Here is a 24674-nt window from a genome sequence, read left to right as displayed (position 1 = left end):
TTGACGAAATGCCACAGTCACTTGTTAAGCCTTTGGCTCGAAATAAAGCTCATACCTTTCTAATTGCTCCAGTTTGAAAAATTCTTGGTCTTCAAGATCTTCTACGGCATCAGGGTCTTCCTTACCTGAATTTAGAGATCTTATGGTTAGTTTATAAACCCCAGCCCCAATATTAAACTCTGGCTCATCATCACGACCATAAGCTGGTGATGACAATTTTACCTTGCCAGAATTGATAGTAATTTCAGTGATAGCATCATGCCCGCCTTCAGGCAGTGCTTCACTAGGAGCACCTTTGTAGATAGTCACAGCATGATCATTGTAATCACCGATAGTAACAACATGGATGCTGTTCTTACCCTGAAGGTATCCTTTTTTAAGCACTTCATCAGACCACTCTTCATCTACCGCATAAGGGTCGACATCACTGTCAAAGACATAAAACTGATAGTGATCTGCAAATATTCTGTGTTGTCCGATCATGACTTCTCTTGAGGATTAACGTTGGAAATCAGCCGCCCCGGTACGGGGTCGGCTGCATTGACTTGTTAGATGCGCAACTCTACGAAAATAGTTTATCTGTTGATTGCATCAATTACATTAAGTAGGTCGGCTGCAATACGATTTTCATGACTATTGCCTTGAAAGTTTACAGTTCCGGTATTGAAAATATTCATAATCAGGCCGCAGGGGAAATCTATTTTTGTTTGGAGGTGTGTTGGATTTGAGAACCCAGCTTGTGGGTGCTTCTGCTTTACAAAAGTGATCAACATTTCGGGATTGTTGCACTTAATAGTCATTGCTAATACTCCTTTTGGTTGTGAAATTAGAAAGATACTTGTACCGGTAAAATTTTGCGCTCTAACGCTGTGTTTAGGGGCTGCCGCGTCGTGTGCGGCAGTCCCTGAGGAGCTCAGCGACGAACTCGCTACAACACCTTGTTATAAAACGCCTTAACGATTCTTAATGATTCTATTCGAATACAAGTCCGCAACCGGAAAGATCATCGTGTAATCATCCCAATTGAGGTTGCCGTCCTCGATTTTGAATTTAAGGAACGTTTCAATATTTTTGTAGGGTTCATAGTCGGGATGCCCCACACTGAAAATGAAAGGCGCAAAATCAACTGTTTCTTTATGACCATCACTGAATACAATCTCAAGAATATGACCAGTTAGGTGCTTTACATCAACCACGGATAGTTCGGACATTTTTAACCTTTTTGGTGATAATCTGAGGGCTAATATGTTTCTTCTTAACGAAGTAATCCACCCATTTGTTAACGATGTCATCAGCGTAGAAATTTACGAACTCTTCAAATTCCTTACGCTTACTTGAATCCAGCCCTGCTCCCTTATCCTTTATGACGATCTTTTGAATTCGACCATTTAGCATGTGAATCTCGGCTTTTGACTCTTTGCCTTGATATTTTGCATGGATGTGAATAGGCTCATGCTCATTGCTGTAGAAGAACAGTATCAGTCCAAGATACTCGTAGATTTTTGGCATAAATATCTCCTTATCTCCGTTGCCAAGTTAAGTTTTATAACGCCCTGTTAAAAGGATAAATATAGTCGGCTAAAATTAGCGACGAAGGAGCAATAAACTACCTGGATTTTGTCCTTTTTTAACAGCTTGTTATATTTTAAATTTCACCGTTTCTTCTCGGTATACCTTTACTGTTTTACCGTTTAAAAGTGCAGGTTTATAAACCCATTTACCAAAAGCCCTTTTGGCTTCTGTTTCAAATACACCTTTTGGTTGAGAATCAATAACTTTAATTTCTGTTACTTTGCCATTTTCAGTTATAACGGCTGACATTTTTACCCAACCTTCTACTTTTTCTTCAAGTGCTTCTTTAGGGTAAATGGGAGAGATATGAATGATCCACTTCGAGGGAGCATCTACTTGCTCAAGTTGATACACATTTGGATCAGTATTTTTAACTGCCTGACTAGAGGCACAGCTAATTAAAGTAAAACAGAGTAGTATAGTTAGAAATTTACGCACGAATCATCCTTAAAATACAACGATTAAGCTAACGGGCGGACAAAAGCGCAGCTTTTGGACGTCCAGCGAACGAAGTGAGCGGCAGTTGAGCGCATTGTTAGCCGCACTGACGCACAGTTAAAATTTGTTGATAGTTGCTTTCCTCAATGAGGAAAGGATATCTGCTTTCGTTGAGTAGCTGCTGGAGTCTAGGTAGATAGTTGGCCTCTTCGTATGCAATTTGGCATGACGCAGAGTCAAAGAAATATCTTAATTTTTCCTTAACAGCAGTAGCTAGATCTGGGGTGGCCCTGAAAAAAATAGTAACTATATCAAGCTGGTCTGTTAGGCCTCTGTACATGTCGATTGCAAAGAGGTTGTCTGGCGAGCATCTGCTTACAAATAAATATATGTCGCCTTGGCCTACTTTAATTTTATTGAAATACTCGTTGTGCAGCAGCTTTACATCTACCTCTAGACCTAGAAGCTCAACTGCTGACTGGATTTCTTTGTTGGCCTCAAAATCATCATCGCGATTCCCATGCCAGTTCACTAGGTCGCTCATGGACACTGCTAGATAAAATTGATGTGCTTCGATAATTTTCATTGGTGTGGCTAACGTTTGGTTAAGGGGCCGGCTTTAGCCGGTCCCGCAGTGAGCGAAGCGAGCAACTTGAACCATTTGTTAGGTGCTCTCTGCGTTAAAAGGAACTTGCTGAGGGCCGGCATTCAAAACTTCTTCAGGTATAAGCTCATATAGAAATTCGCGAGATATGGCTGAATATGATTTGAGAATATGCGTCATGTGTTTTAGGTAAAGCATGGCGGTAGTTTGATAAGCGATACCCGCAGGTTGTGCTGGATGATTGCTTATATGTGATAGAGCACGGCTTATGAAAAGAGGTATAATTTCATAATTTTTACTGAGGTACAGGCCGATAATGTTATTGATGCAGCAAACGAGAGGGTACAGGTTTGCTGACATTCGATAGGCCTGCTCAGGGATGATATCCGGGCTGTTCAAGAGTACGTGAAACTGCTTAAGTCTCGCGCGCTCCTCTTTCGCGCCTGCTATGGACAGGTCTAAATCCATGTGTGATTTCACCTAACGCCCACGTTCAGGCGCGTTTGAGGCGATGCCTGCTTTTGCGGCAGCAAAAGTGGGCAGCGGGTCAAGCGTCGCCTGCAACGTGTTGTTAGCGGGCAGCGCTCTCGGCATAAAAGTCTTTCAAATCAAGGATTGACCGGCGTATGGAGCGAAAATCAGTTTGAGGAACCTCCACGAATCTTGCCCCATCCTCGGTATCGATTTCGAACAACCCCTTAGGGGCTCGAGCGGTGTTCACAAGATCTACATAGCAGCCATAATCTAGAGCGAATACGTTAAATCGAATACCAGGAACATCCTGTGCGGACACCCCTTGCTTAATTATGTGCAGAACCCGCGAGTCATACAGAAAGTCGATCACCTCATCTTGAGCATCGGTAGGCAATAGAAATGCCTTGGCTGATCTATGACCAATGACTTTATCAATTATCCAACTTAGCAACTCTTGCGCCCCAGGCTTAGATGAAACGGCGTGTTGTTTCGCTCGCGTGTACCAAATTCGTCCCGCAACCCGAACGTCTGGGACAGAAATTTGATTGTTACCCGCCTTTTGGGCAGCCACCCCGAGAATGTTGATAGCATCTCGCGGGACACCCTCCGCAGATCGCACAAATTCTTCGAAAGCATTCTTCTGCGTAAATATTTCATTTACGAGACCTGAAGAGGTCGACGAAAACACACCCTGGCTATCGCCGCCATCAATCGCTTTGAGGTGCTTAAATAGCAGCTCTCGGAAAAAATCTTTGGCTAAGGTTTGATTGTTCTCAAACACAAGAAATTCATCTAAATGAACGCTTGCAGCCGCATCTGCACCTATTTCTATTCCAATGTATGAAAGCTCACTGTCAGGGACCCGAAAGCGGCATCGCTGCTCAATTGCTGCAATCTTGACCGAAATTCCGCCAATCGGTAGGACAGTGCGCCGAAGCAAATCAGCGAGGAACGGCTGAAGATCAAGTGGAATTTCACTCCACTCGTCCAAGATCAACCAGAGTCGATTTTTGGGCAACTTTTCAACAACACGTCTGAGTTGGGTTCCAACCGCACCAAAATGAACGCGCAAGCGCTCTTCACCCTCCCGAGTAGCTTTACGTTGGCCTGCAATTTCTCGAGATGCATCTGTAGATGTCCCGGCCCTAATGCTTAGGCTGTCGGCTGACGCGCCAGCCTCAATGGATCTAGTAGAATTTTCCCTAGTCGTTATGCCAGACGATTCCTCTACCACCACCTTGCCTTTGACCGTCACCTCGGTCGCTGCATCCACAAATCCATCAAGCAGCGGGCCTAGGACCGACAAATCGAATTCTTCCGTTTGATCCAAGATAATCGTGAGCAATTGATCATGCACCGTGCAGAGCGTGTCGACCAAAAGGCGTGTTGCACGTTCAGATACTGTAAGACTTGAGTCAGAAAAGATTCCACCAGTGGAGCCAATGGTTCGCATATCAATCTGAATAGCGGTCTCTCCTGCAGCCGCTCGTTCATTCGCCAGATATGAGAGAACGTGGGTTTTGCCCGTACCTCGACGCCCAAAGAGAATCTGGCTGTCCTGATTCGATAGCAATGTGAGCAACGGACCTACATCAACAAACGAATCGATCAGGTGTTGCTTGTCATAGGTTTCAGCGCGCTTCGCGAGCTTTAGGATCGCAGTGTTGATTGTTCTCATGGTCTACTCCTATTTTTCCCTGCCCGCTAACGTCGTGGTAAGGGGCAACCGAAACGCAGTGTAGGTTGTCCCGCGCAGGCCGCGCTTTTTGCGGCCGGAGTGTACTTGACCACCTTGTTATGCATTTTCTTCCTCAAGGTCAGCCAACTCTTCTTCAGTGACCCAATCGGCTGTTTCAGGTATCACTTCTTGAGCCAACCATGCAAATATATCTTGGTATATAACCTTAGCGGGAAAACCTTCCACCTCTCGTTTACCCGCCCAAGTTAAATGTACGGAGACTACTTCTTTTTGTATTTTTCCTTTCTCAACTTTAAAGCCGGCAACATCATCACAATCTTGCCTCCTAGCGAAAGGATAAAAATCCTCTCCTGTCTCCTTTTGATACTCCACTCTCAATCCCTCTTGACCGGGATTATCAATAAACCACCATGGAAGTAATCCATTGAATCGATGGGCCTTTAGCCAGCGATATTCTATTGGTAATTCCATAGGTTCAGTTCCTGATTGATGCATAACAATAGTTATGAAGCCGGCTCGTTTTCACTCATCAGATCACTTGGAAGTGTGATGTTAACCATCTGATTTCCCAAGCAATGTCTGCGACCCTCTCAATAGCCCTGCGTGAAAACGAGCCGGCTTCTTTTGCTGGTTGGACCGGCTTCTTATCTTGAAGTCGGACCTCATTATTAACTCATATTAATCAATACGTTGTAGACAACCTATTGGAATATATGAGTCAAGGGTTCGTAATGAAGGTGCCAAAATCGCCAAGGCAGACTAGATATACTGTATATAAACACAGTTCTGGTGATTCCGATGAGCAGCCCTTTTCTAAACCAGGCTCGCCAAGAGATGCGGCTTCGGCAATACAGCATCCGCACCGAGCACACCTACCTTTACTGGATTAGGTTTTTCATTAGATTCAATAGGCTACAGCATCCCTCGATGCTGGGGCCTACCGAGGTAAAGGCCCTTCTCAGTTATTTGGCGTCTCAGCGCCAGGTATCGGCCAACACCCAAAAGGTGGCACTGAACGCCTTGCAATTTTTGTACGGGAAGTTCCTTAAAACACCCTTGGGGGAATTGAACTTCACCCTGTGCAGCCGGGGGCGCTATTTACCAGCTGTACTGACTCCGCCCGAAGTGCAGGCCATTTGGGACGCCATGCATGGCAGCACACCCCACAAGCTGATTATTCAGCTGCTTTATGGCACCGGTATGCGCGTGAGTGAGTGCCTGCGATTACGGATTCAGGACATTGACTTTGGCCGTAACCTTATCGTTATCCACGACGGCAAGGGTAAGAAAGACCGCACTACCTTGCTGCCCGGCGCTTTGCGGGCAGCCCTTGGCGCTCAAATTGCCCAGGCCACCCTGGTTCATCAGCAGGATCTGGCATTGGGGGTTGGCCCCGCCCTGCCCTTGGCCCTATCTCGTAAATACCCCAACGCTTGGCGCCAGCCCGGCTGGGGCTTTGTGTTCCCTGCTTCGGGGCACTGTAGCCATCCTTATGTGGGTGGGCTTTGCCGTTATCACCTGCACCAGACTGCGGTTCGCAAGGCGTTAAAGCATGCCCTGGCCTTGGTACCACGGCTGCATAAAAGGGTGAGCTGCCATACCTTTAGGCACTGCTTTGCCAGCCAGTTGCTGGCGTCGGGGTGAGGGTCGAAGCGAAAGCGTTGCTTACGCGCCCCTGAACGCGAGGCTCTGGACGGCCGAGCCGGAAACAGCCGCCAGGGAAGGATCTCGAATCAGGACTATGACTTCGCAACAGGCGACCGGAAGCGAAGAAGGGCCACAGCGACGTGCGCACCACCCAGATTTATACCCATCTTCTTGGCCAGCACTTTAGTGGCGTAGTAAGCCCGCTGGATAGGGGATAAGAAAAGAGAGGGTTTGGAACAGTTAGGACTGGCTAATAGGTGCAGCTGGACAGTAGGGGCTACCAGGTAAACACAGGCACGCTACCGCCCCTGGATCACAGCCTCCAACTTGCTGATACCGTCCCTGCTATCACTGCTTACAAGCCTGGCTAAGTACGCCTGAGATCCTGTGCGAACATTACCTAGCAGGCACCAGGTAAGTAAAGTTAAAGCTATCAATTTCCTATAAAAAAAGGCGCCTAACGGCGCCTTTTTTGCTGCACTAAACCCTTTATTTGCCGTTGGCTTTGGGGGCTTGGTTACCGGTGTGCTTGTCCATCCAGCCCAGTACTTCTTTGTACCAGACCTTGAGGTTCTCGGTGTTGAGGATCCAGTGGTTCTCGTCCGGGAACACCACAAAGCGGGACTCGATGCCTTGGCGCTGCAGGGCGGTGAACGTCCCCAGCCCTTGGCTATAAGGCACGCGGAAGTCTTTTTGGCCGTGGATCACCAGCATGGGGGTTTTCCAGTTCTTGACGAACTTGGCCGGGTTCCAGCGATCGTACATGGGGGCGTTGTCATAGGGGGTGCCGCCCATTTCGTGCTCGGGGAACCAGAGTTCTTCGGTGGTGTAGTACATGGACGGCATGTCGAACAGGCCGGCGTGGTTAACCAGGCATTTGAACTTGTCGTTCCAGTTACCGGCTATCCAGTTGACCATATAGCCGCCGTAGCTGCCGCCCAGAGCACAGGCGTTGTCTGCGTCTATCCAGGGCTCTTGCTTGGCGATGTAGGCCAAGCCCTTTTGCAGATCTTCAAAGGGCTTGCCGCCCCAATCCCCGGCGATGGAGTCGGTAAAGCCCTGGCCGTAGCCGGTGGAGCCGTGGAAGTCCACCATCACCACCGCATAACCGGCCGCCGCCCACAGTTCGGCGTTCCAGCGGCCATGCCAGCGGTTGGAGAAGCTGCCCTGGGGGCCACCGTGGATAAGGTAGGCCACGGGGTACTTTTTACCTTCTACGTAGCCCACCGGTTTGATCCAGTAGCCGTAGACGGTTTCGTTGTTCCAGCCGGGGAAGCTGAACTGGGCGAAGTCGCCCATGTCCAGATCCTTGAGCTTGTCGGCGTTGACCTGGGTGAGCTGCTTGAGGCCGAAACCGTCCTTGTCCACCAGGTAGAGGTCGTCGGGCTTGTCCAGGCTGTTCTTGGAGAACAGTACCCGCCCTGCCCCTTCGCTGACCTGGCCAACGGCGCCGTCACGGGACAATACCTTCATGTCGCCAAAGTCGACGTTAAAGGCATAGAGGCCGTATTGGCCGGTGTCTTGGGCGGTAACCAGCAGGGTTTTGGCGTCAGAGGCGAACTGGATGGATCCCGGGGACCTGTCCCACTGGGGCGCCAGTTCACGGACCTGGTTGCTGCGCAGGTCCTTGAGCATGATGCGGTAGCGGTCGGCCTCGTAGCCGGGCTTGGACATGGCCAGCCAGGCCAGGTAGCGGCCGTCGGGGCTGAAGGTGGGCTGGGCGTCCCAGGCGGTGTTGTCGCTGGTGAGGTTTTGGGTGGCCTTGGTGGCCAGGTCCACTTCCCAGAGATCAAAATTGGTGGTCCAGGGGTGGTCCTTGCCCGGCGCCTTGGCGGAATAAACCAGCTTGCTGCCGTCGTTGTTGAAGCTCACTTCTTCCATGCCGGAGAAGGGCTTGGGCGGGGCGTCGGTGTTCTGGCCCTGCATCAGGTCGACAACGTCGCCAGCCTTGCCGTCTTTGATGTCGGCCACGAACAGGTGGTTGACGAAACCGTCGGCCCAGGTGTCCCAGTGGCGTACAAAGAGCTGGTCGTAGCTCTTGTCGGTGGATTTTTTACCGTCCAGCTCGCCGCGTTTTTCAACGCTGCAGGCCAGGGTGTCGCAGCTTGGCCATACTGACAGCTGCACCGCCACCTTGCTACCGCCGGGGGCCAGTTTGTAACCGGCTACGTCGATGGGCAGATGGGTAACGGCCAGGGCTTCACCACCGCTCAGGCTCAGGCGGTAGAGCTGGGTGCCTTGGCCACGGTCGGCCAGGAAGTAGATGCTGGCGCCGTCCTGGCTGAAGGTCAGGTCGTGCTCGGTGCCTTTGACGCTGGTCAGCTGGCGCACTTCGCCGCTGGTCAGGTCTTGCCAGTACAGGTTGGACTCGCCGTCCTTCTTCAGGCCATAGACCATGGCATTGCCGCTGGGGGCAATGACGGCACTGTGAACCTTGTTGAGGTTGATGACGTCGTTAACGTCCAGGGGTTTGGCGACCGCTTGGCCGGCCAGGGTGGCGGCCAGGGCACTGAGGGCCCAAAGGTGCTTTTTCATTGTTATCTCCCTTAAAAACCAAAGAGGGCCAGACCGGCTGACCCTCTTGTTCCATCAGGCTTTGACGGCTTCCTGAATGCGCACTTTCCATTCGGCCGGGCCTTGCTGGTGAGCGTTGTTACCGAGGCTGTCCACGGCAACGGTCACCGGCATGTCTTCGACTTCGAATTCGTAAATCGCTTCCATGCCCAGGTCGGCAAAGCCTTTGACTTCGGCTTTCTTGATGGCCTTGGCCACCAGGTAGGCGGCGCCGCCTACGGCCATCAGGTACACGGCCTGGTGCTTTTGGATGGACTCCACCGCCGCCGGGCCACGCTCGGCTTTGCCGATCATGCCGATAAGGCCGGTTTGCTCCAGCATCATGTCGGTGAACTTGTCCATGCGGGTGGAGGTGGTGGGGCCGGCCGGGCCAACCACTTCGTCGCCCACGGCGTCAACCGGGCCGACGTAGTAGATGAAGCGGTTTTTGAAATCTACCGGCAGCTGCTCACCGTTTTTGAGCATTTCCTGGATACGCTTGTGGGCGGCGTCGCGGCCGGTCAGCATCTTGCCGGACAGCAGCACGGTTTCGCCCATCTTCCAGCTGGCCACTTCTTCCTTGGTGACGGTGTCGAGGTTGACGCGGCGCACATCGCTGCCCACTTCCCAGGTTACTTGTGGCCAGTCAGACAGCTTCGGCGGGGTCAGCTCGGCCGGGCCGTTGCCGTCCAGGTGGAAGTGCACGTGGCGGGTGGCGGCGCAGTTGGGGATCATCACCACCGGCTTGCTCGCTGCGTGGGTGGGGGCGGACTTGATCTTGATGTCCAGCACCGTGGTCAGGCCGCCCAAGCCCTGGGCACCGATGCCCAGTTGGTTCGCTTTTTCGAAAATTTCCAGGCGCAGTTTTTCTTCGGTGGTCTGGGCGCCACGCTCTTTAAGCTCGTGGATGTCGACCGGGTCCATCAAAGATTCTTTGGCCAGCACGGCGGCTTTCTCGGCGGTGCCGCCGATGCCGATACCCAGCATGCCAGGCGGGCACCAGCCGGCGCCCATGGTGGGCAGGGTCTTGAGTACCCACTCGACGATGTCGTCAGAGGGGTTGAGCATGGCCATCTTGGACTTGTTCTCGCTGCCGCCACCCTTGGCGGCAATGGCCACTTCCACGTGGTGGCCGGGCACCATGTCGATGTGCACCACGGCCGGGGCGTTGTCCTTGGTGTTCTTACGGGCGCCGGCCGGGTCGGCAACGATGGAGGCGCGCAGCGGGTTGTCGGGGTTCAGGTAGGCACGGCGCACACCTTCGTCCACCATTTCCTGTACTGTCATGTCGGAGTCCCACTGGACCTTCATGCCGATTTTGACAAAGCAGGTGACGATGCCGGTGTCCTGGCACAGGGGGCGATGGCCTTCGGCGGCCATGCGCGAGTTGATCAGGATCTGGGCGATGGCGTCCTTGGCCGCCTTGGACTCTTCCTTGTCGTAGGCTTCTTTCATGGCCTGGACAAAGTCCAGCGGGTGGTAGTAGGAAATGTATTGAAGGGCGCTTTCGACGCTCTCGATAAAGTCTTCTTTACGGATAACGGTCATTTGCTCACCTGGACTCGCGTCCGAGTCGTTATAATGTGCCGCTAATGATACTAAGCCACGGCCACGGAAACCAAGCCTGATGGAACTGAAAAGCCTCGCGCTGCCTTACCTCGACCGGGACGCCCTCGCCCAACGCTTTGCGCCCCTCAGTACTCAGCCCTGGGCCATATTGCTCGATTCCGCCGCCCCCACCCACCCCGACAGCGGATTCAGCCTATTCTCGGCCGCCCCCTTAAGCCGCCTGGTGGCAAGCGGCGAAGCGGTGTTCAAAGACGACAAGCCGCTGGCCGGCACCAGTCCCTTGGCGGCCCTCAAAGCCGAAATGGCCGCCTGGCCGGTGGTAGAAAGCGACCTGCCCTTTGCTACCGGCGCCCTTGGCGCCTTTGCCTATGACCTTGGCCGCAGCATTGAAAAGCTGCCGACCCTGGCCGAGGCCGACCTGGCCCTGCCGGACATGGCCGTGGGCTTTTACGACTGGGCAGTGCTGTCTGACCACGACCGCCAGCAAAGCTGGCTGATAAGCCTGGACGACCCCTTTGCCAGGCTGGCCTGGCTGGAGCGCCAAAGCGCCGAACCTAGCGGCGACTTTGCCCTGGCCGGCCCCTGGCAGGCCAACATGACCCGCGCCCAATACGGCGAGAAGTTTCGCCAGGTGCAGCATTACCTGCACAGCGGCGATTGCTACCAAATCAACCTGGCCCAGCGCTTCAAGGCCCCCTACCAAGGGGACGAGTGGCAGGCCTACCTGACTCTGCGCGCCGCCAACGCCGCCCCCTTTTCCGCTTTTATGCGCCTGGAAGACGGCTGCCTGCTGTCCATCTCCCCGGAGCGGTTTTTGAGGGTGACCGGGCAGCAGGTGCAGACCAAGCCCATCAAGGGCACCCTGCCCCGGGACCCGGACCCGGCCAAGGACGCCGCCAACGCCGAGCGCCTGCGCCACAGCCCCAAAGACAGGGCCGAGAACGTGATGATCGTCGATTTGCTGCGCAACGACCTGGGCCGGGTGGCGGCGCCGGGGTCGGTCAAGGTGCCGGCGCTGTTTGATATCGAGTCCTTCCCGGCGGTGCACCACTTGGTGTCCACCGTCACCTGTACGTTGGCCGAAGGCAACAGCGCCGTGGATCTGCTGGCCGCTGCCTTCCCCGGCGGCTCCATCACCGGCGCCCCCAAGGTGCGGGCCATGGAGATCATCGAAGAGCTGGAGCCCAACAGGCGCAGTTTTTATTGCGGTTCAGTTGGCTTTTTGTCCGCCAATGGCAATATGGACACCTCTATCGCCATCCGTACACTGGTGGCCTGGCAAGGGCACCTTTATTGCTGGGCCGGTGGCGGCCTGGTGGCAGACTCCGATGAGGCTGCCGAATACCAGGAAACCCTCGACAAGGTTTCGCGCATACTGCCGTTGTTATGAGAAGTGCCTTCGCCGCCGATTTCCTGCTGCGGCCCCTGGCGGGCCGCCCCCATGGCGCCATCCATGTCCCCAGCCCCCGCGACGCGGCGGTGCTGGTGGCGGTGCTGGACAAACCCAACCCCACGGTGCTGCTGACCCGCCGCACCGCGACCCTGCGCCACCACGGCGGCCAGGTGGCCCTGCCCGGTGGCCGGGTGGACGCTACCGACCCCAGCCACACCCAGGCCGCCCTGCGTGAAGCCTGGGAAGAGGTGGGCTTGCTGCCCCAAGAGGTCATGCCACTTGGCACCCTCAATCCCTACTACACTGTGTCGCGCTACCGCATCACCCCCATAGTGGGGCTGGCACCGGCCGACTTTCCCTGGCAGCTCAGCACCGACGAAGTGGACGCGGTTTTCGAGATCCCCCTGTCGGTGGTGCTGGACCTCAACGCCTACCAACAGCTCACCATCAACCGCCTGGGCCAGGCCCACCCGGTGTACTTCCTGCCCTGGCAGGACTGGCTGATCTGGGGCGCCACGGCCGCCATATTCCACGACCTGGCCCGCCATCTCGCATAAGAAAATTTAGGGGTAGTTTGCTGGGCAGCTACCCTTGCTAATGTTAACGTTGACGTTCACACTCAGCGCCGTTTAAGCACTCTGGATTGATCTGATGATTTCGGTTTTCGACATGTTCAAGGTGGGCATAGGGCCTTCCTCTTCCCATACCGTCGGCCCCATGAAGGCGGCCAAGAAGTTCACCGAGATCCTGGAAGAAAAAGACCTGCTGACCCGCACCACCGAAGTGCAGGTGGAACTCTATGGCTCCCTGGGCCAGACCGGCATAGGCCACGGCACCGGCAAGGCGGTGATCCTGGGGCTGGCCGGTGAAGATCCCGACACCGTGGACGTGGACAAGATCCCCGCCATCCTGGCCGCCGCCGAGCAGCAGGAAACCCTGTCATTGCTGGGCAAGCACCAGGTGGCCTTCCCCAAGAAAGGCGCCATCGTCTTTCACCACAGAAAGACCCTGAAAAAGCACTCCAACGCCATGAGGCTGGCCGCCTTTGCCGGAGAGACCGAGCTTTTCGCCAAGATTTACTATTCCATCGGCGGTGGTTTTATCGTTGCCGACGAAGACTTTGACGCCGAGAAAGACGCGGCCATCATCGCCGCCGCCGACGCCACCCGTGAGCCCTACCCCTTCGATTCGTGCGACCAGCTGATGGCCCAGTGCAAGGAACATGGCCTGTCCATCTCCAGCCTGGTGATGCAGAACGAATTGGCCCTGCGCACCCGCAGCGAGGTGGAAGAGGGCCTTTGGCATATCTGGCAGGTAATGAAGGCCTGCATCGACCGGGGCTGCAAGACCGAAGGCATACTGCCCGGCGGCCTCAAGGTCAAACGCCGGGCGCCGGGCCTGTACCGCAAGCTGGTGGCCGAAGGGGACCGCAACGTCGACCCCCTGAACACCGTCGACTGGGTCAACCTCTTTGCCCTGGCCGTTAACGAAGAAAACGCCGCCGGTGGCCGGGTAGTGACAGCCCCCACCAACGGCGCCGCCGGTATCATCCCGGCGGTACTGGCCTACTACGACAAGTTTATCCAGACCGTGGACCGGGAAATCGCCACCCGTTACCTCTTGACCGCCGCCGCCATCGGCAGCCTCTACAAGAAAAACGCCTCCATCAGCGGCGCCGAAGTGGGCTGCCAGGGGGAAGTGGGGGTGGCCTGTTCCATGGCCGCCGGCGCCCTGGCCGAGATCCTGGGGGCCGGCCCCGGCCTGGTGGAAAACGCCGCCGAGATCGGCATGGAGCACAACCTGGGCCTGACCTGCGATCCGGTAGGCGGCCTGGTGCAGGTGCCTTGTATCGAGCGTAACGCCATGGGCGCGGTCAAGGCCATCAACGCCGCCCGCCTGGCCCTGCGCGGCAGCGGCGAACACAAGGTGAGCCTGGACAAGGTCATTAAGACCATGTTCGACACCGGTAAAGACATGAAGGCCAAGTACAAGGAAACGGCCCGGGGCGGCCTGGCGGTTAATATCATCGAGTGCTGAGATCCGGCCAACAAAAAAGGCGCCCACAGGGCGCCTTTTTTATGGCGAGCAAGGGCTCAAGTCCTTGGCCAGCGTATAGATTGGGCTCAGGGCTTTAGGCTCAAACCCGCTGCCAAGGCCCATTGACTGAAGTGCGCCCTGCCCCTTGGCCGAGCCTCGATCGCCGCCTCCACCCGGCGCAGCGCCTCTTGGCTGTCACCGGCCAAGAGGGCCGCACTGAACGACTGCAACGACGGCTGCGCCGCCAGGCTCTTGGCCAACACCGCCGGCTCCAGATGGGCATCGAGCCAAGGCAGGCCCTGACGCTCCAGCAGCGCCACCAGTTCATCGGCGACCGATGCCGGCGCCAAGTCAGGGCGGATACTCCACCAGTGATCCCCTTGCAGATCCGGGCTGCCCAGGCGCGCACCATGGGTTACCTGATGCGCTTTTGGCTTTGCCTTTAACACAGGCCCGCAGCGGCTTTCCACGTCGCCGTGGTAAACCCCCAGGTTCAGGGCAAAACGCCCCTCTTGGCCGCTGTTGCCTTGGCTTGCCTGCAGGTTGACCAACTGCCAGCTGCTACCGGCCTGCCTGTGCCAGGTCCTGGCGCTCTTGGTAAAGCCCTTGGCTTTCAAAAAAGCCGCCAGGCCCTTGCCGATACAGGCGTCTATCCATGCTGCCGTTTCGCTCATAAGGTCCCTTTAGAGCGCCAAGCTTATCCCTTGGTGCTGTCGTGGAAGGTGGAGATGTAGAGCTGCTCAACCTCGGTCCTGGCCCAGGGAGTGCGGCGCAAAAACTTCAGCGCCGACTTCACGCTGGGATCGGACTTGAAGCAGTTGATGTTCACATGCAGTGCCAGTTGGTCCCAGCCGTAATAGTTTTCGAGCTGGACAATGATCTGCTCCAAGGTCACGCCGTGGAGGGGGTTGTTGGGCTGCTGGCTGCTCATCTTGCTCTCAATAGGGGCTTGTTGGGGGCCATGATACCCCAGGCGGGCATCATTATGGTCCGCTACGCCGGCGCCAACAGCCTTGCCAGCTCATCATGGTTGCAGATCCTGTCCTTGTTGCTGGCTGCCACATCGACGGGGCGCTGTCCTTGGAGGTTGGTCGCTGCCGGATCGGCGCCGGCCGCAAGCAGCAGGGTTGCCGCCTCCAGGTTGCTCCGGCGGGGGCAATAACAGAGGTGGTGTAAGGCGGTTTGGCCCTGGGCGTCCGCCACCTTGACGTCGGCCCCTATGGACAGCAGATAGCGGATCACCGATACCCGGCCATCGTTGGCGGCATAGAGCAAAGGCGTCCAACCCCTGGGGTCGGCAAAGTTGGGATCGGCGCCATGGCTGACCAGGCATTTCACCGTCTTGAGCTTTCCTTCAACGGCGGCCAGACCGAGGGGGGTGTTGTTGCCCAAGTGAATATTGGGATCCTGGCTCTTGGCGAAGCGCTCTATGGCATCAAAGTTGTTTTGATAAAAGTCGGAACTACTGATCATATTGTGCATCCTTGCAGGGGCCTTAAGGCCCGGTTTTAGCGGCCGGTAACGGCACTTTTACTGGCCAAAGCAGTACCTTACCAAGCAAAAGCCGGATCGCCCAAGGCCATGCTGCTATCCCCTTGGCACAACAGATCGGCTATGCTCAAAAAGTGTCTGGGCGGGACCGCTCGCCCGGCTCATTTTGCTCAAATCCAAAAGGCGCCTTCGGGCGCCTTTTTTGCCTCTGTTCTCCCCGATTATCCCAATCGCTTATTCCCTTGGGCCTCAGCCGGACGGCTCAGGCAGGGCCACTATACTCGGTTGCGCAAGGCGTACCTCTCAACCACAGGAGTCGACCTCAATGCGTAAACCAACAGTGATGTTAATGACCGCCCTGGCCGTGGTGTTGGCGCCAGCGGTGTGCCCCGCCCAGGGAGAGGCCATGAGCAACCGCGATTGGTGGCCCAATCAGCTGGACCTGAGCCCTCTTCGCCAAAACGACCCCGCCTCCAATCCCCTTGGCGCCGATTTCCATTACGCCCAGGCTTTTGAACAGCTCGATCTCGAGGCCGTCAAGGCCGACATCAAAGCGCTGATGACCCAGTCCCAGGACTGGTGGCCTGCCGACTACGGCCACTATGGGCCCTTTTTCATCCGCATGGCTTGGCACAGCGCCGGCACCTACCGGGTAGAAGACGGCCGTGGCGGGGCCGGTGGCGGCCAACAGCGCTTCGAACCCCTGAACAGCTGGCCCGACAACGTCAGCCTGGACAAGGCCAGGCGCCTGCTGTGGCCCATCAAGCAGAAGTACGGTCACCATATTTCCTGGGCCGACTTGATGGTGCTGACCGGCAACGTGGCCCTGGAGTCCATGGGCTTTAAAACCTTCGGCTACGGCGGCGGCCGAGAAGACGACTGGCAGGCCGACAAGGTCTATTGGGGCCCTGAACAGACCTGGCTGGGAGACCAGCGCTACCACGGCGATCGCCAGTTGGAAAAACCCCTTGCAGCAGTGCAGATGGGGCTTATCTACGTCAATCCCGAAGGGCCCAATGGCAATCCCGATCCCCTGGCGGCGGCCCGGGATATTCGCGAGACCTTCGGCCGCATGGCCATGAACGACGAAGAAACCGTGGCGCTGATCGCCGGCGGCCACACCTTCGGCAAAGCCCATGGTGCCCATAAGCCGGGGGATTGCCTGGAGGCAGAGCCGGCCGCTGCCGGCCTTGAACAGCAAGGCCTTGGCTGGAAGAACAACTGTGGTAAGGGCAATGGCGAAGACACCATCACCAGCGGTCTGGAAGGGGCCTGGTCGGTCAACCCCACCGCCTGGACCAGCCAGTACCTGGACAACCTGTTCGGCTTTGACTGGGTGCAGACCAAGAGCCCTGCCGGGGCCGTGCAATGGATACCCAAAGACGCCAAGGCCGCCAACCTGGTGCCCGACGCCCACATCCAGGGTAAGCGCCACGCCCCCATCATGTTCACCACCGACCTGGCCCTGAAAATGGACCCGGCCTACCAGAAAATCGCCAAGGGTTTCAAAGACGATCCCGATGCCTTCGAGCTGGCCTTTGCCAAGGCCTGGTTCAAGCTGACCCACAGGGACATGGGGCCGCGCGCCCGTTACCTGGGGCCAGAAGTGCCCACTGAGGCCTTGATCTGGCAAGACCCGGTGCCCGATGCCAAGGCCCCCCTGATTGACGATAAGGATGCCGCTGCCCTTAAGGCCGCCATCCTCAAGTCTGGGCTGACAGTGCCAGAGCTGGTACGCACCGCCTGGGCGTCGGCGGCCAGCTTTCGCGATACCGACAAAAGGGGCGGCGCCAACGGTGCCCGGCTGCGCCTGGCTCCCCAGAAGGACTGGCCGGTCAATGATCCCAAGGCCCTGGCCAAGGTGCTAAAGACCCTGGAGCAAGTGCAACAGGACTTCAACCAGAAACACCAAGGCGCCAAGCAGGTGTCCCTGGCGGACTTGGTGGTACTGGGCGGCGCGGCGGCCATAGAACAGGCCGCCAGCCAGAGGGGGCTCAAGGTCCAAGTGCCTTTTACCCCTGGCCGCACCGACGCCAGCCAGGCCATGACCGACACCGCCTCATTTGCGGTGCTGGAGCCCAAGGCCGACGGCTTTCGCAACTATTTCAGCCAGCAAAGCCGCTATAACCCGACCCAGGCCCTGGTGGACAGGGCCAGCCTGCTGCGGCTGACGGTGCCGGAAATGACGGTGCTGGTGGGCGGCCTGCGGGCCCTGGATGCCAACGCCGGCCATAGCCGCCATGGTATCTTCACCGACAAGCCCGGTACCCTCAGTAACGACTTTTTCGTCAACCTGCTGGATATGGGGGTACGTTGGGTGCCGTCGGCCAAAGACGCCGGGCTCTACGAGGGCTATGACCGCCAGAGCGGCAAGCTTAAATGGACGGCAACGCCTGTCGATCTGGTGTTCGGCTCCAACGCCGAACTGAGGGCCGTGGCCGAGATCTATGGTGCGGCCCAGGCCAACGCCAGGTTTGCCGAAGACTTCGTCAAGGCCTGGAGCAAGGTGATGACCCTCGACCGCTTTGACATCGACGGTTGAAAAAAGGCGCCCTAGGGCGCCTTTTTTATTCCTTGCCCGCCTTGGGGGCAAGGGTTTGGGTGCTGTGCCCCTGGGGCTGTTGCTCTGCGGCTGGCTTAACCTGGGCCGGCAGCCACAGGAACAACACCAGCACTATGACCGACCAAAACTCGACGGGAATGAAAAACAGCGTATGGGACGGCGCTTTCCATTGCCTGCCCGACTCCGGATCGGTCCGCAGCGGCCTTTTCTTGTAATTGAGCACATAGCCCAGTACCGCCACCAGCACGGCGACCCACACCGCTGCCGCCACTTTCGGCCAGGGGTGGCTTGTATAAAAGCCCTCGCCCAAGACGGCATCGATAAGCAACTGGCCCACCAAGAAACCGGCGACAACCACCACAGGCACCAGCCAACCCAGGCCACGCCAGATAATCAACATAGGTATGCGCCCTTGTCGGGGGGTTATTCGTGGATCAGTTGACCCTGTTCATCCCATTGGTAGACCTTGGCCTTGCCCACCTGGCGCCCGTCTTTATATTGCTGGTCACGGTATTGGTCCTGGCGGTAGGCGCGGGTCAGCTTGCGGCCGTTGGCATGGCCTTTGGCGTCCTTTTCCTGGTAGCTGCTCAACAGGCCGTCCCGGTATTGCACCGCCACCGCCGCCTTTTGGGTGCCGGGGTGGAAGCGCTGGTAGCTGAACAAGGTGCGGTCCGTGCCGTATTGCCAGTTTTCCAGTTTGACGCCATCACGGAACAGGGTCAGTTCCCGCATGCCGCCGTCACGCCAAATCAGGCGGGCCCAACCGGTAAAGTCCTTGGGGATCTCGAAGCGGGCAAAGAACTGCCGGCTCTGGCTGGGGTCGATTTGCGGGGTAAGCCAAGGCATGGCCAGGCCCAAGTCCTGGCTCAGGCGCGTTTGGTTGTCCTGGCGCACACCTTTGTCGTAAGCCAGTTCAACCACAGGGGCGTCGCCGTGCCACAGCTTGACGGTGCCGTCGAGCAGGCCGCCGGTCAGCTGGCGCTGCACCACGTAGTATTTCCCTTCCTTAAAACCGAAACCGTATTGCAAGCCTTCCTTGAAGCCGTTGCTATCCAGGTTGAAGCAGGTGTGGATCTTCCCTTCGGACAACTCGCAGCGCAGGGAGGAACTGTCCGCCTTGAAGGCCCGGTAGGCGCGCAGGAAGCCGTGCTTGTCAAAAATCCACAAGGCCACCTGGCGGCCATCATCGTACTTGGCCAGGCTCAGGCTGTTTTCGGCGCTCAGGTGCCAAGCCCAACCGTCGTAGCTGTCCAGGGTGGCCAGGTCACTGAGGTACTGGCCTTCGATACGGCGGGCCTCGGCCAAGTCAATCTCGGGGGGCATCACCAGGGGAGAGGCAAGATCTTTAGGCAGGGCGCTGAGCTGCTCTTCCTTGATACCGGCAACCACATTGAAGGTCCTGTCGTAAACCAGGCCAGAGGTGCCATGCCACTCGTGGAAGCTGCCGCTGAGGATGCCGTGGCGAAACTGGCGCTCTTCACCGTTTTCGCTGGCCTTGCCTTCGGTGTTCAGCACCTTGCCGTGGCGCAGGCCCTGGGCATCGTAGCTGACCTGGGCACTCAAGGAATCATCGAGGTTGCGGTCTTCCCCGTAGCGCAGGTGGCCGTTCTGGTATTGGCGGATAAAGCGGTAGCGGCTGTTTTCCCAGCGTACTGTGCCGGTGACCGGGGTTTTGACCCCTTGGGTCAGCTGCTGCTTGTCATAAAGGATATTGCCGAGCTGTTCCACCTCGTCCTTTTGGTAATCGCGAGGGGGTGTAGTGGTGGCACAGGCCGACAGCCACAAGGCTGCCGACAGCATGATCAATCTTTTCATTGCGTACGTCTCTTGGTTCAGGAACCCTTGCCTCCCTGCGGGGTATCACGCCATGGCGCTGGCGCTGCCAGCCATGGACACCCCTGAGGCCTGCCAAGGGGCCTGGCACCTTAACGGCCCAGCCCCTCTAATACAAATGAATAACGTCATGTTTCGAAAGGACTTTAATCAAAGCCTGGATTTAGGCCGCCCTTACACCAAGACAGTCACCACAAGGAACAGAGATAAAACATGGATAAGAGCCTTTGCGGCGCCGCCGCTTTGCTGCTGGCAAGCCTGAGCCCCCTGAGCCAGGCCGCCGACCTTGGCAGCGCCACCCTTGATGAAGAGGGCCTGAAGATCGCAGGCAAGCTGATCAATCCCCGTATCCACCAAGGGGCCGACGACTACCAATTTGCGATCCTCGAACAAAGCGCTGACAAGCTGGTGATACTGCGCACCGACGCCCTCAGCCAGTGCCGCCTGGGGATCTCGCCCGATCTGCGCCTGACCAGCCAGCTGTGCCTCAAGGGCGTACTGGATTTCTACGAAAACGACGTATTTGGCTACTTGCGGGCCCAGCGCCCCAATACCCCTATTGCCGACTACTACTGGGAAGACAGCCACGACGACAATTGGGTCAAGGCCGACATCGCCAACGGCATGGGCCAATTCACCCTGCAAGTCACCGAACAGGGCAAGGACAACCAATGGCTCAAGTGCCAGGTGCCGGGGGAACATTTCGTGATGTTCCATCAGCAGTTCAAGGCAATGACCTGCGAGCCCGACATCCTTTAACCCCCAAAAAAAGCCGGCTGACGCCGGCTTTCTTTTTTAACTGTCGCCTTTGGGCTTTTCATCGCCCCAGACCTTGGTGAACCAAAAGCCCCCCACATTCAGGGCCTGCCAGGCCAATCTGACCCAACGGATAAGGGCAAAGCTCAGCCAGATGGCCCACAGCAACATGGCGCCTTTATAGACCCACAGGGGCAGGTTCAGCAGCCAAAGACCGGGCAAGCTGCCGTCAGACAGATCCTGGTACCAGCTCAGGCCGCTGCTACCGGGGCCGGCCAGCATCATGTCGGGGCGCGACAAGAGCCCGTAAGGCACCGCCAGCACCAACAGCAGCAATGCCAGGCCCCCCAATGCCATCAAGGCAACTTGCACTGGGTTGAACCAGGGCTGGGTCAGGATCTGCTCCTGGCGGCGGCGCCAGCCTATGGCCAGCAGCCAGGCCACCACCAGGATCAGCAGGCCCCAGGACAGGGTAGACAGGCCCAGCCCCAACAGCAGCAGATCCACAACGCCGACCGGCAGCAGCCCGGTACGGTGCAACCCCAGGGCCAGTACCAGGAACACCAGCAGTGCACTCCAATAGAGCACCACGGGTCCATTGACTGGCCCATGGCTGTAGAGCAGCCAACGGTCAGGCCCCAGATCCAGTTGCACCCGGATATTGGCCGCTGCCAGCCCCAGGTTCAGCTGCGGCAGACCTTGCAGCAGGCTGATGCCCTGGGGACTGCGAAACTCCATTTCCAAGCGGTGCTGGCCGGGCTGGATGGGCAGCAACAGGGTGCCGTCTTTGACCCCCAGGCTAAGCTTGTCCCCGTCCTGGCGGACTCGAGTCAGTTGCCATTGGTCGGGCAGTGTCAGGGCATGTTTGCCCCCAAGGCTGGCCCGGTAGTCCAGGGCCAGGGTAGCGCTGCTGCGCCCTTCCCCCAGCTGCTGACTGAGCATCACCCCGTCAAAAGCCAGGGTGGCGCCCCCCAGTTGCTGAGGCTGGCTGATATCAACACGCAGTTGCTCACCGCCCCTGGGCGCGAATTGGGCCTGCCAATCCTCGCCGTCGTCGCTTTCTATCTGTGGGGTACCGGACAGGGCCAGGCGCCAGAGGTTACTGGGCAACAGGCGCCAGATCTCCACCCGCTCGGCCAGAGGCGGCGCAGTCAGGGTCAGGCTGTCGCTGCGCGCCAGCAGGCTGCTAAAACGCAGCTGCTGCTGGCCAGGAGCAAAGTCCAGGCGCACCTGGCCTGCTTCCTGTGGCAGGCTCGATTGCAGCTGCTCCCCTGGCAGCAATGCCACCTTGACGCTAAAGGCGTCGGCTTCAGGGGCCATGCGCTGCACTAGGGTGTCCACCGACCAGCGGTCACCAAAATGCAGGCTACGCACCACCCGCACATAGGGGCTCACCGCCAGTTGCCCGGTTTTGAAACCCGGCCCCTGCTCCCTGGCCTTGCGCACCAGGCCAAGGCTGCTACCCACCAGGTGGTTACCGCTAAGGCCGGTGGCGTCCCAGCCCTGGGCTGTGACCTGCACTTTGCCGGGCACCAAGGGAAAATCCAGGCTCAAACGATCGATGGCCGGTACCGGGCCGGTCAACACCACTTGGTGGCGCCCCTTGGCCAGGGGCAGTTGCAGCTGGCCGTTTTCCAGCAGGCTCAGGCTGCGCTGCCCGTCCACTTCCACCAGGGCTGGCAACCAGTTGGCCGGCAATGGCAGGCTCGCTGCGGCCTTGGCCTCGGTCTGCAAAGTGAGGGTCCATTGCTGGTCCCCCAGTTCAAGACGAGCCTCTTCCAGGGCCAGGCAGTGGGGGGCGCATTGGGGCGGCCGGCTCAGGCGCTCTTTAAGCTCGGCCAGCAGGGCCCCGTCCGGCATGGCCGCCATGGCGTCCTTGGGCAGGGGCAGCAATATCAAGAGCAGCAAGGCCGCACCCTGGTGGGCCTGCCAGCGGCCTTTCAGCTGCCAGGCCAGCCAGCCCAGCAACCCGGCCAAGGCCAGGGCCAACAGGGGCGCCCTCAGCCAGTAAGGCAATATCCACAGGCGCAAGGTGGTGTCGGTAGCCACGGGATTGCGCCAATCCAACTGGTAGCGGTGCCATTGCCAGTCCGGCAAACCCGGGCCGGTACTGGCCACCTGGTTGTCCAGGTAGGCTTGGGCCTTGGGGGCCGGCGGCACCAAGGGCGCCGAAACCGAGCGCAAGCGGCTCTGGCGGGCCAGGGCCTCACGTTTTTCTTCGGCCACTGCCTTGGCCTTGTCGGCCAATTCGGCTTCCTCGTAGCGGCTGGCGGTGACCTCTATCCGCTCGATGTTGGGCTCATAGACACTGGCGCCTATCCTTGCCTCCAATTGAGGGTGCAGCAAGGCGCGCACCTCGGCGGCGGCAAAGGGCACCAATACCAGCACCAAAGCGCCCAGGCTCAGCCACTGGTACCAGAAAGCCACCCTGTGAAAACGCTGGCCCAGCTCCCGGTATGCCAACATGGCCAGGGTGGCGTTTAGCAGTAACCAATAGGGCATGCCCGGCTCATGGAACAGCAGCGCCAGGGCCGGTAATACCAGGGCTGCCCAGCGCCAACCGCAGAGCTTGTAAACCAGGGCCGTGGTCAGTACCAGGATAAACATGTCCAGGAGGTTCCAGGCCCCCAGCCAACTGGTTGAGTTTGACTCGGCGCCCACGGCGGCCAACAGCCGGTAACCAGGGGGCAGCATCAGCGCCAGACTGACCGACTCCATGGGGCTGGACCAGCCCGATACCGGCCAGGCGCCCCCTTGGGCCAGCTCGCCACTGGCACTTAGGTCAAGTTGTGACGAGCGCAGCTCTATGCCGGTGCCTTGGCCTGAGGGGTTTTGGGTCAAAGGCAGGGGACGGCCTTCTTCGGCGGCCTGCTGCAGCTGGTAAGGCGCGGCCATATCCAGGCGCCAATCCTGGCGCAGCTCGCCGCTGAGGCGGTCGGCAAAGTGGTAGCTGTCGCCGTCAAAGCCCAGCCAGAGGCGGCGGTCCAAATGCAGGCGGTTGGCGGCCATCTGCCGGCCCCGGCTCTGCTCCACCAGGCGCAGGGGGGCGTCCTGGGTGATGACAAAGGCCGGCAGTTGCCGCCATTCGCCGGGCATCTGGGTTTGGCTGGGGTCGATGGGGCTGGCCCCTTCAAAGCCCAGGCTGCGCAGCTTGCCCTGCCCTGCCACCGACCACACTTCCTGAGCCGGCAGCACGCCGTCAGGCCGCACAGTGAGGCTGTCGGCCAGGGCCTGGGCCCTGGCCCCGATACGGATGCGTTTAACCCCCGGCATCAGTTGCACCCTTAAGGCGCCGTCGGCGTCGAAACGGGCCGGCAAGTCGCTTTGCAGCGCCACCGGCTCAAAACCGGCCGGCAGCACCTTGCCCAGTACCTGCTCGCGGCTGGGCCCGGTGATATCCAAGCGCAGCTCGGTTTCCAGCAGGGGCGGCAAGCCGTCGGTGTAAAGGCGGAAGGTTTTGACGTCGAGGCTGGCCTCACCAGCGCCCTTTTCCTGTTGCTTGGACGACAGCACCAATTGGTCACCCCGGCGCAGCGGCTGGGTCAGGGCTTGGCCATTCAGGGTCAGGTTCAGCAGGGCCTGGTTAGCGGGCAGGCGCAGGCTCTGTGGCAGCTTGGGCCAATGAAAACGTCCTTGTAGCTGGTAGCGGCCTTTGGCCAACCAGAGGCTGGGCCGCCCTGCCCTGTCCACTGCCGCCACCGGCTGGCCGTCCAGGCGCAGATCCTGGGGCCAGGTGTCACCGGGGGCGCCGGGCAATGTCACCCAACCGTCGTCGAGGCGCTCCATTGGCAGGCTGAACTGGCCCTGGCGATCATCAAGGGCCAAGGTCAAGGACCCCAGCCACAGGCATTGGAAGTCCCCTTGGTTGTCTCCCTGGCGCCCGAAGGCCAGGGGGCATTGGCGCCAATTCTGGCCATCCATGACCCAGTCTTGCCAGGGTTGCAGGGGGTTGGGCACGGCAGCCAGGGCCTGGCCACAGCACAGCAGCAGGAGGAACAGCAGACGCATCACACAATATCCTTATCTTGGCGCGGACGGCCAGTGT

General features: G+C 58.1%; 22 protein-coding genes. 6 read left to right on the top strand and 16 right to left on the bottom strand.

What is annotated here, in order from left to right; translation table 11 throughout:
• Nucleotides 1-24: 24 nt before the first annotated feature.
• From B3C1_RS20145 to B3C1_RS08210, 8 genes are all read right to left on the bottom strand, one after another.
• Nucleotides 25-483 (bottom strand): hypothetical protein, encoded by a 459-nt coding sequence (locus tag B3C1_RS20145; RefSeq protein WP_156804501.1) that lies wholly within the window; start codon nucleotides 481-483, stop codon nucleotides 25-27.
• Nucleotides 484-953: 470 nt separating this feature from the next.
• A complete protein-coding gene (locus B3C1_RS20845; protein WP_008484141.1) occupies nucleotides 954-1211 on the bottom strand; it encodes a DUF2442 domain-containing protein in 258 nt (85 codons plus the stop codon).
• Nucleotides 1189-1509 (bottom strand): DUF4160 domain-containing protein, encoded by a 321-nt coding sequence (locus B3C1_RS08230; RefSeq protein ID WP_008484140.1) that lies wholly within the window; start codon nucleotides 1507-1509, stop codon nucleotides 1189-1191. The genes B3C1_RS20845 and B3C1_RS08230 overlap by 23 nt, the downstream gene beginning before the upstream one ends.
• Nucleotides 1510-1638: 129 nt before the next feature.
• Nucleotides 1639-2010: an energy transducer TonB gene (locus B3C1_RS19770; protein WP_008484138.1), complete on the bottom strand. Its 372-nt coding sequence runs from the start codon at nucleotides 2008-2010 to the stop codon at nucleotides 1639-1641.
• Nucleotides 2011-2107: 97 nt separating this feature from the next.
• Nucleotides 2108-2554, bottom strand: coding sequence for a hypothetical protein (locus tag B3C1_RS08225; RefSeq protein WP_192813358.1), 447 nt, complete (start codon nucleotides 2552-2554; stop codon nucleotides 2108-2110).
• Between the two features lie 120 nt (nucleotides 2555-2674).
• On the bottom strand, nucleotides 2675-3082 hold the full coding sequence (locus tag B3C1_RS08220; RefSeq protein WP_008484134.1) for a hypothetical protein: 408 nt from the start codon (nucleotides 3080-3082) through the stop codon (nucleotides 2675-2677).
• Between the two features lie 103 nt (nucleotides 3083-3185).
• Nucleotides 3186-4766 carry an ORC-CDC6 family AAA ATPase gene (locus tag B3C1_RS08215; RefSeq protein ID WP_008484133.1) on the bottom strand — a complete coding sequence of 527 codons (1581 nt, stop codon included), beginning with the start codon at nucleotides 4764-4766 and terminating at the stop codon, nucleotides 3186-3188.
• Nucleotides 4767-4883: 117 nt separating this feature from the next.
• Nucleotides 4884-5258, bottom strand: coding sequence for a hypothetical protein (locus tag B3C1_RS08210; RefSeq protein ID WP_008484132.1), 375 nt, complete (start codon nucleotides 5256-5258; stop codon nucleotides 4884-4886).
• Between the two features lie 327 nt (nucleotides 5259-5585).
• Between B3C1_RS08210 and B3C1_RS08205 the strand changes: the two genes are divergently transcribed.
• On the top strand, nucleotides 5586-6431 hold the full coding sequence (locus B3C1_RS08205; RefSeq protein ID WP_083858284.1) for an integron integrase: 846 nt from the start codon (nucleotides 5586-5588) through the stop codon (nucleotides 6429-6431).
• A 492-nt stretch (nucleotides 6432-6923) separates the two neighbouring features.
• On the opposite strand, the gene B3C1_RS08200 is transcribed toward B3C1_RS08205, so the two are convergent.
• Together B3C1_RS08200 and B3C1_RS08195 are read right to left on the bottom strand one after the other, a co-directional pair.
• Nucleotides 6924-8969, bottom strand: coding sequence for a S9 family peptidase (locus tag B3C1_RS08200; RefSeq protein ID WP_008484130.1), 2046 nt, complete (start codon nucleotides 8967-8969; stop codon nucleotides 6924-6926).
• A 54-nt stretch (nucleotides 8970-9023) separates the two neighbouring features.
• The gene (locus tag B3C1_RS08195) at nucleotides 9024-10535 is read right to left on the bottom strand and encodes a fumarate hydratase (RefSeq protein WP_008484129.1); all 1512 of its coding nucleotides are present in this window, start codon (nucleotides 10533-10535) and stop codon (nucleotides 9024-9026) included.
• Nucleotides 10536-10611: 76 nt separating this feature from the next.
• Here B3C1_RS08195 and pabB point away from each other — a divergent pair, with 76 nt between their 5' ends.
• From pabB to B3C1_RS08180, 3 genes are all read left to right on the top strand, one after another.
• A complete protein-coding gene (pabB, locus tag B3C1_RS08190; protein ID WP_419177196.1) occupies nucleotides 10612-11946 on the top strand; it encodes an aminodeoxychorismate synthase component 1 in 1335 nt (444 codons plus the stop codon).
• On the top strand, nucleotides 11943-12506 hold the full coding sequence (locus tag B3C1_RS08185; protein WP_008484125.1) for a CoA pyrophosphatase: 564 nt from the start codon (nucleotides 11943-11945) through the stop codon (nucleotides 12504-12506). The genes pabB and B3C1_RS08185 overlap by 4 nt, the downstream gene beginning before the upstream one ends.
• Before the next feature lie 94 nt (nucleotides 12507-12600).
• Nucleotides 12601-13986, top strand: a complete 1386-nt coding sequence (locus B3C1_RS08180) for an L-serine ammonia-lyase (RefSeq protein ID WP_008484123.1) — start codon at nucleotides 12601-12603, stop codon at nucleotides 13984-13986.
• 86 nt (nucleotides 13987-14072) lie between these two features.
• Here B3C1_RS08180 and B3C1_RS08175 read toward each other — a convergent pair whose 3' ends face one another.
• The 3 genes from B3C1_RS08175 to B3C1_RS19345 form a co-directional block, all read right to left on the bottom strand.
• A complete protein-coding gene (locus tag B3C1_RS08175; protein ID WP_008484121.1) occupies nucleotides 14073-14660 on the bottom strand; it encodes a DUF4304 domain-containing protein in 588 nt (195 codons plus the stop codon).
• Nucleotides 14661-14683: 23 nt separating this feature from the next.
• Nucleotides 14684-14917 carry a VF530 family protein gene (locus B3C1_RS08170; protein WP_008484119.1) on the bottom strand — a complete coding sequence of 78 codons (234 nt, stop codon included), beginning with the start codon at nucleotides 14915-14917 and terminating at the stop codon, nucleotides 14684-14686.
• A gap of 62 nt (nucleotides 14918-14979) precedes the next feature.
• Entirely contained in the window at nucleotides 14980-15459 is a 480-nt protein-coding gene (locus B3C1_RS19345) for an ankyrin repeat domain-containing protein (RefSeq protein WP_008484118.1), read from the bottom strand.
• Between the two features lie 343 nt (nucleotides 15460-15802).
• Between B3C1_RS19345 and katG the strand changes: the two genes are divergently transcribed.
• Nucleotides 15803-18019, top strand: a complete 2217-nt coding sequence (gene katG / locus B3C1_RS08160; protein WP_008484117.1) for a catalase/peroxidase HPI — start codon at nucleotides 15803-15805, stop codon at nucleotides 18017-18019.
• A gap of 25 nt (nucleotides 18020-18044) precedes the next feature.
• On the opposite strand, the gene B3C1_RS08155 is transcribed toward katG, so the two are convergent.
• Both B3C1_RS08155 and B3C1_RS08150 read right to left on the bottom strand, forming a co-directional pair.
• Nucleotides 18045-18440 (bottom strand): hypothetical protein, encoded by a 396-nt coding sequence (locus tag B3C1_RS08155; protein ID WP_008484116.1) that lies wholly within the window; start codon nucleotides 18438-18440, stop codon nucleotides 18045-18047.
• Between the two features lie 23 nt (nucleotides 18441-18463).
• Nucleotides 18464-19855 (bottom strand): hypothetical protein, encoded by a 1392-nt coding sequence (locus B3C1_RS08150; protein WP_008484115.1) that lies wholly within the window; start codon nucleotides 19853-19855, stop codon nucleotides 18464-18466.
• Nucleotides 19856-20086: 231 nt separating this feature from the next.
• Between B3C1_RS08150 and B3C1_RS08145 the strand changes: the two genes are divergently transcribed.
• Nucleotides 20087-20632, top strand: a complete 546-nt coding sequence (locus B3C1_RS08145) for a hypothetical protein (protein WP_008484114.1) — start codon at nucleotides 20087-20089, stop codon at nucleotides 20630-20632.
• Nucleotides 20633-20668: 36 nt separating this feature from the next.
• Here the strand turns inward: B3C1_RS08145 and B3C1_RS08140 are convergent, their stop codons facing one another.
• Entirely contained in the window at nucleotides 20669-24637 is a 3969-nt protein-coding gene (locus B3C1_RS08140) for a hypothetical protein (RefSeq protein WP_008484113.1), read from the bottom strand.
• Between the last annotated feature and the right edge of the window lie 37 nt (nucleotides 24638-24674).

The organism is Gallaecimonas xiamenensis 3-C-1 (assembly GCF_000299915.1).
Classification (GTDB): Bacteria; Pseudomonadota; Gammaproteobacteria; order Enterobacterales; family Gallaecimonadaceae; genus Gallaecimonas; species Gallaecimonas xiamenensis.
Note: the sequence above shows the minus strand (reverse complement) of the source record. Positions and strands in the feature narration are given on the sequence as shown.

Excerpts from the sequence above, each read along its gene's own strand:
- B3C1_RS20145 (WP_156804501.1), bottom strand. The coding sequence starts at position 483 with ATGATCGGACAACACAGAATATTTGCAGATCACTATCAGTTTTATGTC.
- B3C1_RS20845 (WP_008484141.1), bottom strand. The coding sequence starts at position 1,211 with ATGTCCGAACTATCCGTGGTTGATGTAAAGCACCTAACTGGTCATATT.
- B3C1_RS08230 (WP_008484140.1), bottom strand. The coding sequence starts at position 1,509 with ATGCCAAAAATCTACGAGTATCTTGGACTGATACTGTTCTTCTACAGC.
- B3C1_RS08225 (WP_192813358.1), bottom strand. The coding sequence starts at position 2,554 with ATGAGCGACCTAGTGAACTGGCATGGGAATCGCGATGATGATTTTGAG.
- B3C1_RS08220 (WP_008484134.1), bottom strand. The coding sequence starts at position 3,082 with ATGGATTTAGACCTGTCCATAGCAGGCGCGAAAGAGGAGCGCGCGAGA.
- B3C1_RS08215 (WP_008484133.1), bottom strand. The coding sequence starts at position 4,766 with ATGAGAACAATCAACACTGCGATCCTAAAGCTCGCGAAGCGCGCTGAA.
- B3C1_RS08210 (WP_008484132.1), bottom strand. The coding sequence starts at position 5,258 with ATGGAATTACCAATAGAATATCGCTGGCTAAAGGCCCATCGATTCAAT.
- B3C1_RS08205 (WP_083858284.1), top strand. The coding sequence starts at position 5,586 with ATGAGCAGCCCTTTTCTAAACCAGGCTCGCCAAGAGATGCGGCTTCGG.
- B3C1_RS08200 (WP_008484130.1), bottom strand. The coding sequence starts at position 8,969 with ATGAAAAAGCACCTTTGGGCCCTCAGTGCCCTGGCCGCCACCCTGGCC.
- B3C1_RS08195 (WP_008484129.1), bottom strand. The coding sequence starts at position 10,535 with ATGACCGTTATCCGTAAAGAAGACTTTATCGAGAGCGTCGAAAGCGCC.
- B3C1_RS08185 (WP_008484125.1), top strand. The coding sequence starts at position 11,943 with ATGAGAAGTGCCTTCGCCGCCGATTTCCTGCTGCGGCCCCTGGCGGGC.
- B3C1_RS08180 (WP_008484123.1), top strand. The coding sequence starts at position 12,601 with ATGATTTCGGTTTTCGACATGTTCAAGGTGGGCATAGGGCCTTCCTCT.
- B3C1_RS08175 (WP_008484121.1), bottom strand. The coding sequence starts at position 14,660 with ATGAGCGAAACGGCAGCATGGATAGACGCCTGTATCGGCAAGGGCCTG.
- B3C1_RS08170 (WP_008484119.1), bottom strand. The coding sequence starts at position 14,917 with ATGAGCAGCCAGCAGCCCAACAACCCCCTCCACGGCGTGACCTTGGAG.
- B3C1_RS19345 (WP_008484118.1), bottom strand. The coding sequence starts at position 15,459 with ATGATCAGTAGTTCCGACTTTTATCAAAACAACTTTGATGCCATAGAG.
- katG (WP_008484117.1), top strand. The coding sequence starts at position 15,803 with ATGCGTAAACCAACAGTGATGTTAATGACCGCCCTGGCCGTGGTGTTG.
- B3C1_RS08155 (WP_008484116.1), bottom strand. The coding sequence starts at position 18,440 with ATGTTGATTATCTGGCGTGGCCTGGGTTGGCTGGTGCCTGTGGTGGTT.
- B3C1_RS08150 (WP_008484115.1), bottom strand. The coding sequence starts at position 19,855 with ATGAAAAGATTGATCATGCTGTCGGCAGCCTTGTGGCTGTCGGCCTGT.
- B3C1_RS08145 (WP_008484114.1), top strand. The coding sequence starts at position 20,087 with ATGGATAAGAGCCTTTGCGGCGCCGCCGCTTTGCTGCTGGCAAGCCTG.
- B3C1_RS08140 (WP_008484113.1), bottom strand. The coding sequence starts at position 24,637 with ATGCGTCTGCTGTTCCTCCTGCTGCTGTGCTGTGGCCAGGCCCTGGCT.